At 69.8% G+C, this 8,233-nt stretch carries 9 protein-coding genes and 1 pseudogene; 7 read left to right on the top strand and 3 right to left on the bottom strand.

The features are described from left to right. Window positions 1-225, bottom strand: a pseudogene (locus tag DDE13_RS21155) (GTP cyclohydrolase II); the annotation flags it as partial. A 160-nt stretch (window positions 226-385) separates the two neighbouring features. Here DDE13_RS21155 and DDE13_RS21160 point away from each other — a divergent pair. Beyond that, the gene (locus DDE13_RS21160) at window positions 386-1,072 is read left to right on the top strand and encodes a response regulator transcription factor (RefSeq protein WP_111406211.1); all 687 of its coding nucleotides are present in this window, start codon (window positions 386-388) and stop codon (window positions 1,070-1,072) included. Between the two features lie 166 nt (window positions 1,073-1,238). Here the strand turns inward: DDE13_RS21160 and DDE13_RS21165 are convergent, their stop codons facing one another. Next, the gene (locus tag DDE13_RS21165) at window positions 1,239-1,943 is read right to left on the bottom strand and encodes a lysophospholipid acyltransferase family protein (RefSeq protein WP_111406205.1); all 705 of its coding nucleotides are present in this window, start codon (window positions 1,941-1,943) and stop codon (window positions 1,239-1,241) included. A gap of 196 nt (window positions 1,944-2,139) precedes the next feature. Between DDE13_RS21165 and DDE13_RS21170 the strand changes: the two genes are divergently transcribed. The 4 genes from DDE13_RS21170 to DDE13_RS21185 all read left to right on the top strand — a co-directional run bounded on the left by DDE13_RS21170 (window position 2,140) and on the right by DDE13_RS21185 (window position 4,820). Further along, a complete protein-coding gene (locus DDE13_RS21170; RefSeq protein WP_111406206.1) occupies window positions 2,140-2,928 on the top strand; it encodes an exodeoxyribonuclease III in 789 nt (262 codons plus the stop codon). Between the two features lie 78 nt (window positions 2,929-3,006). Continuing rightward, complete coding sequence (locus DDE13_RS21175) at window positions 3,007-3,948, top strand: tetratricopeptide repeat protein (protein ID WP_111406207.1); 942 nt, start codon at window positions 3,007-3,009, stop codon at window positions 3,946-3,948. Window positions 3,949-3,975: 27 nt separating this feature from the next. Further along, window positions 3,976-4,617: an LON peptidase substrate-binding domain-containing protein gene (locus DDE13_RS21180; RefSeq protein ID WP_111406212.1), complete on the top strand. Its 642-nt coding sequence runs from the start codon at window positions 3,976-3,978 to the stop codon at window positions 4,615-4,617. Next, window positions 4,614-4,820, top strand: coding sequence for a Trm112 family protein (locus DDE13_RS21185; protein WP_111406208.1), 207 nt, complete (start codon window positions 4,614-4,616; stop codon window positions 4,818-4,820). The genes DDE13_RS21180 and DDE13_RS21185 overlap by 4 nt, the downstream gene beginning before the upstream one ends. A gap of 106 nt (window positions 4,821-4,926) precedes the next feature. On the opposite strand, the gene DDE13_RS21190 is transcribed toward DDE13_RS21185, so the two are convergent. Beyond that, the gene (locus tag DDE13_RS21190; RefSeq protein ID WP_394340317.1) at window positions 4,927-6,198 is read right to left on the bottom strand and encodes a UbiH/UbiF/VisC/COQ6 family ubiquinone biosynthesis hydroxylase; all 1,272 of its coding nucleotides are present in this window, start codon (window positions 6,196-6,198) and stop codon (window positions 4,927-4,929) included. 128 nt (window positions 6,199-6,326) lie between these two features. Here DDE13_RS21190 and DDE13_RS21195 point away from each other — a divergent pair, with 128 nt between their 5' ends. Next, window positions 6,327-7,502 (top strand): aminotransferase class I/II-fold pyridoxal phosphate-dependent enzyme, encoded by a 1,176-nt coding sequence (locus DDE13_RS21195; protein ID WP_111406210.1) that lies wholly within the window; start codon window positions 6,327-6,329, stop codon window positions 7,500-7,502. 19 nt (window positions 7,503-7,521) lie between these two features. After that, window positions 7,522-8,233: DNA translocase FtsK 4TM domain-containing protein (locus DDE13_RS21200; protein ID WP_222626169.1), on the top strand; the 712-nt coding region annotated here is incomplete at its 3' end.

Here is an 8,233-nt window from a genome sequence, read left to right on the forward strand (position 1 = left end):
GCCGTCATAGGCGCGGGCCTTCAGCGTCTCGGCCCTCCGCGCCGTCAGCGCCACGACGGGCGCCCCCAGCGCGCGGGCCGCGGCCAGCCGGTCCTCCGACAGCGTTTCGGCGGACAGCACGAGCGCGCCGCGCCCGCCCGCGTCGACAAGAACGACGCCAAGTCCCATGCGCAGGTCGGCCAGCGCGCGGGACATCAGTTCGAGGGTCGAGGGGGCAAGGGTCACGGCAGGGTCTTCCTTCCGGTGCGCCGGGCCTGTCCCGGCGCCTCCAACAGCGGCTGTAACATCTCTCGCGCGGGCGCACGTCCCCGTGAGAGATATGGCACATATCTTGTCCCGGCGCGGCGACAAGCGCAACTTGTTCACAACAGACAAGGAGACCGTGATGGCGCAGCTCAAGAAGATCCTGCTGGTGGACGACGATGACGACCTGCGCGAGGCGTTGTCCGAGCAGCTCGTGATGACCGAGGATTTCGACGTGTTCGAAGCCGCGAACGGGGCGGAAGGCATGAGCCGGGCCAAGGAAGCGAGCTACGACCTCGTGATCCTCGACGTGGGGCTGCCGGATACCGACGGGCGCGAGCTGTGCCGGCGGATGCGAAAGCAGGGTGTGAAATGCCCGGTGCTGATGCTCACGGGGCATGACAGCGACAGCGACACGATCCTCGGGCTCGATGCCGGGGCGAACGACTACGTCACGAAGCCCTTCAAGTTCCCGGTACTGCTGGCCCGCATCCGTGCCCAGTTGCGCCAGCACGAACAGAGCGAGGACGCGGTGTTCCAGCTTGGGCCGTACACGTTCAAGCCGTCGATGAAGATGCTGATCGACGAATCCGACCGCAAGATCCGGCTGACCGAGAAGGAAACCAATATCCTGAAGTTCCTGTACCGGTCGCCCGCGGGTGTCGTGGCGCGCGACGTGCTGCTGCACGAGGTCTGGGGCTACAATGCGGGCGTGACCACCCACACGCTGGAAACCCATATCTACCGCCTGCGTCAGAAGATCGAACCCGATCCGTCGAACGCGCGGCTGCTGGTCACGGAAAGCGGCGGATACCGACTGGTGAGCTGAGTGTTGCCGCGCTGCGTCATCCGGCTGTCCTGCGGCAAAGGTAGCATGGCGCGGCACAGGGAAATGTGACACAATCATTGCGAGAGATCCCGCGCGCCCGGGTCATGGCGCACCTCCCTGTTGGACTGGCCCCCGCACGCTGCGGGGGCTTTTTTTTCATTGGGGATCAGTCCTTGCGCAGGCGGGATTCGCACCGCGCGGTCAGGTCGTCGATCAGCGCCCCGAGCCGCGCGCAGGCCGCATCGCTTTCGGCATCGGTCATCCGCCGCGGCGGCGTGATCCCGTCGCCCACGGCAAGCACGCCGCGCGACCAGGGCAGCGGAACCACGAACCGGTCCCAGGTGCCGAGCCGGATCGACCGGCTGACGGCATAGGTGCAGGGCGCGGCCTGCACGCCCGCAAGCCCGGCGACCACCAGTGCGCCGGGCTTTGCCTTGCGCGCCGGTCCGAACGGACCATCCACGGTGATCCCCACGGACCCGCCCGCCCGCAGCGCCATCACTGCCTCGCGCAGCGCCCCGGCCTTGTTGCCCGATGTTTCCAGCTCGATCAGCCCGATCCCGCGTTCGACCAGATTGGCGCTGGCGATTCGCGCATCGGCATGGCCGCTGGCCATGACGGTCAGCCTGTGGTCGGTCCAGTCGCGCAGGTACGGGGTGAAGATCAGCCGTTCGTGCCAGCAGCACAGCACGCGCGGGATGCCGCGGGCGATGTCGGCTTCGTAGGATTCGAACCCGATGCGTTCCCAGCGGATCGTGCGGAAGGCGAAATTCACATAGGCGGAAAACAGCCGGCGGAGCACGTTCTGGACGCGCGTGCTTTTCTGTACCCTGATCTCGAAATCGCGCCAGCGGCGCTGCAAACGGTTCACGGTTGGCCCCTCGTTCCCGACATCGCGTTAGACGATCGGGGGTGGCCGCTCCAGCCCGGCGGACTTTGCGTCAGCCGGCGGCGGGAGTGCGCGGGTCGAATGTTGCGAAATTGCAACGCTGCTGCCTGGCCTGCGGGGGCTTTTCCGCCGCGGCCTGCGGGGCTAGTCAGTCCGGGCAACAACCGCAAGGCCCGCCATGACCCTGACCATCGCAACCTGGAACATCAACTCGGTCCGGCTGCGCGCCGGGCTGGTCGCGCGGCTTCTGTCCGAGGAAGCGCCGGACATCCTGTGCCTGCAGGAATGCAAGAGCCCGGTGGACAAGATCCCCGCCGAGGATTTCGCCGCACTTGGCTATCCCTACATGGTGGCGCGCGGGCAGAAGGGATACAACGGCGTGGCGATCCTGTCCCGCGTGCCGCTGGAGGATGCTGGACACCGGGAATTCGCGGGGCGCGACGATGCGCGGCATGTCGCGGCGCGGCTGGGCTGCGGGGCGGTGATCCACAACCTGTATATCCCCGCAGGCGGCGACGTGCCGGACCGCGACGTGAACGACAAGTTCGGTCACAAGCTGGATTTCCTGACCGAGTTGCGGGACTGGTTCGCGGCGGAGCGGCCCGCGCGGTCGATCCTTGTGGGCGATCTGAACATCGCCCCGCGCGAGGACGACGTGTGGTCCCACAAGCAGTTGCTGAAGGTGGTCAGCCATACGCCGGTCGAGGTCGATCACCTGGCGGCGGCGCAGGAGGCGGGCGGATGGGTCGATGTCACCCGCGCGGATATCCCCGAGGGGCAGCTTTACTCGTGGTGGTCCTATCGCGCGAAGGACTGGTCGGCGGCGGACAAGGGCCGGAGGCTCGACCACATATGGGCGACGCCGGACCTTGCGTCCGGTGCGGGCGGGTCGCGCATCCTGCGCGGGGCGCGCGGCTGGGAGCAGCCTAGCGACCATGCGCCGGTCTTCGCCAGCTTCGAGCTGTAGCCGCGCCCCTTGGCCTTTGGGCAGCGCGCGCGCATATAGGCACGGTAAAGACGCACACGCGAGCATACGGGGGCACTGATGCTGAACCTTGGGACAGGCACGGACAAGAGCGCGGCACCGGCCGCCGGCGATCTGATCCGCGACGGGTCGGAAGCGACCTTCATGGCCGATGTGATCGACGCGAGCATGACCACGCCGGTCATCGTCGATTTCTGGGCGCCGTGGTGCGGGCCGTGCAAGACGCTGGGCCCGGCGCTGGAACAGGCGGTCAACGCGGCGCGCGGCGCGGTGAAGATGGTCAAGATCGACGTGGACCAGAACCAGCGGCTGGTGCAGGCGCTGGCGCAGCAGGGGCTGCCGCTGCAGTCGATCCCGACGGTGGTCGGCTTCGTGCAGGGCCGTCCTGTGGACATGTTCCAGGGCAACGTGGCGGGGTCCGAGATCAAGCGGTTCATCGACGGGCTGGTGCAGGCCGCGGGCGGCGACGCGTCGGGCGGGCTGGACGACGCGGTGGCCGCGGCCGAGGAGATGCTGGCGACGGGTGCCGTGGTGGACGCCGCGCAGACCTTCGCCGCCGTGCTGGGCGAGGCCCCGGACAATGCCGCGGCCTATGGCGGGCTGGCGCGGGCGCATATCGCGCTGGGCGAACTGGACCAGGCCGAGGCGCTGCTGAACAACGCGCCGACCGAGATCGCGGGCAAACCCGAGGTCGAAGCGGCGCGCGCGCAGCTTGATCTGGCGCGGCAGGCGGCGGATGCCGGTCCGGTGGCCGATCTGCGCGCGGCGGTGGAGGCCGACCCCGCCAACCACCAGGCGCGGTTCGATCTGGCGAAAGCGCTCTATGCCAGCGGCGACGTGCAGGGGGCCGTGGACGAATTGCTCGACCTGTTCCGCCGCGACCGGGAATGGAACGACGGGGCGGCCAAGGCACAGCTTTTCACCATCTTCGATGCGCTGAAGCCGCAGGATCCCATCGTGCTCGCCGGGCGGCGCAAACTGTCGTCGATGATATTTGCCTGAGAGGTTCGCCGGGCTACCCTGATGGTCATGAAAATCCCCACCGACCTGCCCGCGACGATCCCGGTCTTCCCGCTGCCCGGAGCCTTGCTCCTGCCGCGCGCCCGGCTGCCGCTGCACATCTTCGAGCCGCGCTATCTTGCGATGCTCGACGATGCGCTGAAGACCGAGCACCGGCTGATCGGCATGATCCAGCCGCGCGCCACGCCGGGACGCGACGCCAAGCTGCAAGGCATCGGCTGTGCGGGCCGGGTCACCGGGTTCTCGGAAACCGAGGACGGGCGCTACATGATCACGCTGGCGGGGATCTCGCGCTACCGCGTCACGCGCGAGGTGTCGGGCTTCACGCCGTACCTGAAGGCCGACGTGTCCTGGACCGGGTTCGACCGCGATCTCGGACCGGCCGAGAACGATCCGGAGTTCGACCGCGACCGGTTCATGGACCTGCTCGCCCGCTTCTTCGAGGCGCGCAACCTGTCCACCGACTGGGACAGCCTGAAGGACGCGGAGGAGGAGCTGCTCATCAACTCCCTGTCGATGCTGTGCCCGTTCGAGCCCGAGGACAAGCAGGCCCTGCTGGAGGCCCCGTCGCTCAGCACGCGGCGCGAGACGCTGGTGACGCTGATCGAGTTCGCGCTGCTGGGCGGCGACCGTGACGAGATCATGCAATGACCGACCAGTCGCCCCTTCAGCCATCCGGTCCGCAATTCGACCGCCGGATGCTTGAGGCGCTGATCTGCCCGCAGACGCAGGGCACCCTGTCCTATGACCCGGCGCGGCAGGAACTGGTGTCGCGGGCGGCGGGGCTGGCCTATCCGATCCGCGACGGCATCCCCGTGATGCTGGTGGACGAGGCGCGCAAGCTGGACGACTGATCGGCGCGTGCCGCCCGCCGTGGTCGCACCGCCGCGCCGGGCCTGACCCGGCGCCTCCCCCGCCCGTCTCTTGGCGAAGTCGGCAGCGTTATGCCTGTCGACGCTATCAGAGCCGCGCGCCGGTCAGCAGCCGGGGCACGTCGCCGCTCAGGCCCGCCGCTTCGCGCATGAAGGCCCGGCGCAGCGCGGGTGACGCGTTCACCGCCGCAAGCCCGAGGCCGCGCCCGAGCCGCAGGAACGGGTTGTCGTTGGAAAAGAGCCGGTTGAACCCGTCCGTCGCCATCGCCAGCGTCGCCGTGTCGAATCGCCGCCAGCGCGCGTAGCGGTCCAGAACGTCCGCCTGCCCGATATCCTCGCCCCGGCGATGTGCCGCCACCGCGACCTCGGCCAGCGCCGCCACGTCGCGCAGCCCCGCGTTCAGCCCCTGCCCCGCGATGGGATGCACCCCGCGTGCCGCATCGCCCACGAGCGCGAGCCGTGCCGCGGTGAAGCTGTCGGCCAGCGTCATGTTCAGCGGATAGGTGTAGCGCGCGCCCGCAAGCCGGATGTCACCCCGGAAACTGCCGAAGCGCGGGCGCAGCACGTCCAGATAGGCGGCATCGTCCAGCGCATTGATAGCCTTGGCCTGCGCGTGAGTCTCGCTCCAGACGATCGAGGACCGGTTGCCGCGCAGCGGCAGGATCGCGAGCGGGCCGGACGGCATGAAGAACTGGTGCGCGCAGCCGTCATGGGGCTTGTCGTGTTCGATGGCGCAGACAAGGGCTGTCTGGCGGTAGTCCGTCACCCGCCGTTTGATCCCGGCGCGCGCGGCGGTCGGCCCGGTGCGCCCGTCGGCACCCACCACGAGGGCTGCGTGGATCGTCTCGCCGCTGTCCAGCGTCACGGCGGCCTGCGGACCGTCCGTCGCCTGCGCGGTCACGCGGGTCGCGGGCCGGTGGGCGATCAGCGGATGCGCGTCGAGCGCATCCAGCAGCGCGGGGCGCAGGTGGCGGTCTTCGACCATGTGGCCCATCGGGCCTTCGTCCAGTTCGGCATGGTCGAAATGCAAAGCCAGCGGCGATGGCCCTTCGCCCGCGCGCCCGTCGCTGACGCGGATGTCGAGGATCGGTTGCGCGCCCGGTTCCAGCCGGTCCCACAGCCCCAGCGCGCGCAGCATCCGCATGGACGCGAGCGCCATGGCATAGCAGCGCCCGTCGAAGCCCGTGGCGGCCTGGGTGGCCCGCGGCAGGGCGTCGATCACCTGCACGCGGAGTCCCCCCTGCGCGAGGGCCAGCGCGAGCGCCGCCCCGTTCAGGCTGCCGCCGATGATGATCGCGTCGGTCCGGTTCGGTCTGTCTGTCATGGGCGGGAATATGGCTGCGGCGGCGGGATTGTCCACGCGACATCCGCGCCTGTGGCCTGCGCGTCGCGGTCGGGAGCCGCGCGGCCCTTTCGCTGGACCGGCAGGGCGGTTTCGCGGTAGCTTGCCGTAAACGGGGCGCAACGACCCCGACCACATGAGGCAAAATGCAAGTTCCGGAGCGGTTTTCAGACCTGCCGCCCTACGCGTTTCCGCGTCTGCGCGCGCTGCTCGACGTCCACCCGCCGGGGGGCGACCCGCTGGCCATGTCCATCGGGGAGCCGAAGCATGCCTTTCCCGCCTGGGTGCCCGAGGTGATCGCGGCCCATGCGCTGGATTTCGGCCGCTACCCGGTAAACGAGGGAGCGCCGGAGTTGCTGGACGCGATCCGCGGCTGGGTGGCGCGGCGTTACGGTGTCGATCTCGGTCCCGAGCGGCTGCTGGCGCTGAACGGCACGCGCGAGGGGCTCTATGCCGTGGCCCATGCGCTATGCCCCGAATCGAAGCGCGGGCGGCCGCCCGTGGTGCTGCTGCCGAACCCGTTCTACCAGGTCTATGCCGTGGCAGCACTTGCCGTCGGGGCGGAGCCGGTGCTGGTACCCGCGACCGAAGCGACCGGGTTCCTGCCCGACTACGCGGCGCTGCCTGCGGATGTGCTCGACCGGGTGGCGCTGTGCTACCTGTGTTCGCCATCTAACCCGCAGGGTGCCGTGGCGGATGCGGGCTATTGGGCCGACCTGCTGGCGCTGGCGGAGCGGCACGATTTCCGCGTGGTCGCGGATGAGTGCTATGCCGAGATCTACCGGGGCACCCCGCCCCCCGGCGTGCTGGAGGTGGCAGCGGCGCAAGGCGCGGACCCGGAGCGGGTGCTGGCCTTCCATTCCCTGTCCAAGCGGTCGAACCTGCCGGGGCTGCGGTCCGGCTTCGTCGCGGGCGGGCCGGACGCCATCGCCCGGATGCGCCAGTTGCGCAATTATGCCGGTGCGCCTTTGCCGATGCCGTTGCAGAAGGTGGCGGAACGCGCGTGGTCCGACGAGGATCACGTGGTCGAGAACCGCCGACTCTATGACGCGAAATTCGCACTGGCCGACCGGCTGCTGGCCGATGTGCCCGGTTACATCCCGCCGCAAGCCGGGTTCTTCCTGTGGCTGCCCGTGCCGGATGGCGAGGCCGCCGCGCTGAAGCTGTGGCGCGACACCGGCGTGCGCGTGCTGCCCGGCGCGTATCTTGGCCGCGATACCGGGGACGGCAATCCCGGCGCGGGGTATATCCGCGTGGCGCTGGTGGCGCCCTACGACCAGACCGAAGCGGGGCTGACCGCCCTGCGCGACTGCCTGTATTGACCCGTTAGGACCGAGACCCATGGCATTCCAGACCCGTTCCCGCGACCCGTTGTTCGACGAGGCGACACAGGCCGCGCTGGAACGGCGCGCGTGGGAACTCGCCGGGCTGGCGCTGCTGGCGGTGGCGGTGGTGCTGGGTCTGGCGCTGGCGAGCTATGCGCCGACCGATCCCAGCTTTCTCGGCACGTCCTCCGCCGCGCCGCAGAACTGGCTGGGGACGTTCGGGGCGTATCTGGCGGCACCCTTCACCGTGATCCTTGGCGGTGGGGCCTGGGCACTGGTGGCGGTCTGCGCGGGCTGGGGGCTGCGGTTCGTGCTGCACCGCGGCGAGGAGCGCGCCTTCGGGCGGCTCGTGTTCGCGCCCGTGTGGGTGGCGCTCGCGTCGGTTTATGGCGCGACGATGGCGCCGGGACCGGGCTGGACCCACAGTTTCGGTCTGGGCGGGCTGTTCGGCGACACGGCGCTGGGCGTGCTCCTGGGCCTGATGCCGATGCCGCCCGCCGCGGGGCTGATCGTGGCGGCGGTGGTGCTGGCGGGTGCGCTCGTGGCGCTCGGGCTGTTCGTGCTGGGCGCGACGCGGGGCGAGGTTCGGGGCCTGGGCCGGTTTCTCGGGCTGGGGGTGCTGTTTGCCTTCGACCGGCTGGTGCGCGGGGCGCAAAGCCGGGCCGCGGACGCGAAGGCGCGGGTGGCCGCGCGGGCTGAGGCGCGGGCCGAGCAACGTGCCGCGCGTG

Source organism: Meridianimarinicoccus zhengii, from assembly GCF_003254465.1.
In the GTDB taxonomy this organism is placed as follows: Bacteria; Pseudomonadota; Alphaproteobacteria; order Rhodobacterales; family Rhodobacteraceae; genus Meridianimarinicoccus; species Meridianimarinicoccus zhengii.

Bases quoted from the DNA above. Each gene is read 5' to 3' on its own strand.
- DDE13_RS21175 (WP_111406207.1), top strand. From the start codon at position 3,007: ATGCTGAACCTTGGGACAGGCACGGACAAGAGCGCGGCACCGGCCGCC.
- DDE13_RS21195 (WP_111406210.1), top strand. From the start codon at position 6,327: ATGCAAGTTCCGGAGCGGTTTTCAGACCTGCCGCCCTACGCGTTTCCG.
- DDE13_RS21160 (WP_111406211.1), top strand. From the start codon at position 386: ATGGCGCAGCTCAAGAAGATCCTGCTGGTGGACGACGATGACGACCTG.
- DDE13_RS21185 (WP_111406208.1), top strand. From the start codon at position 4,614: ATGACCGACCAGTCGCCCCTTCAGCCATCCGGTCCGCAATTCGACCGC.
- DDE13_RS21180 (WP_111406212.1), top strand. From the start codon at position 3,976: ATGAAAATCCCCACCGACCTGCCCGCGACGATCCCGGTCTTCCCGCTG.
- DDE13_RS21170 (WP_111406206.1), top strand. From the start codon at position 2,140: ATGACCCTGACCATCGCAACCTGGAACATCAACTCGGTCCGGCTGCGC.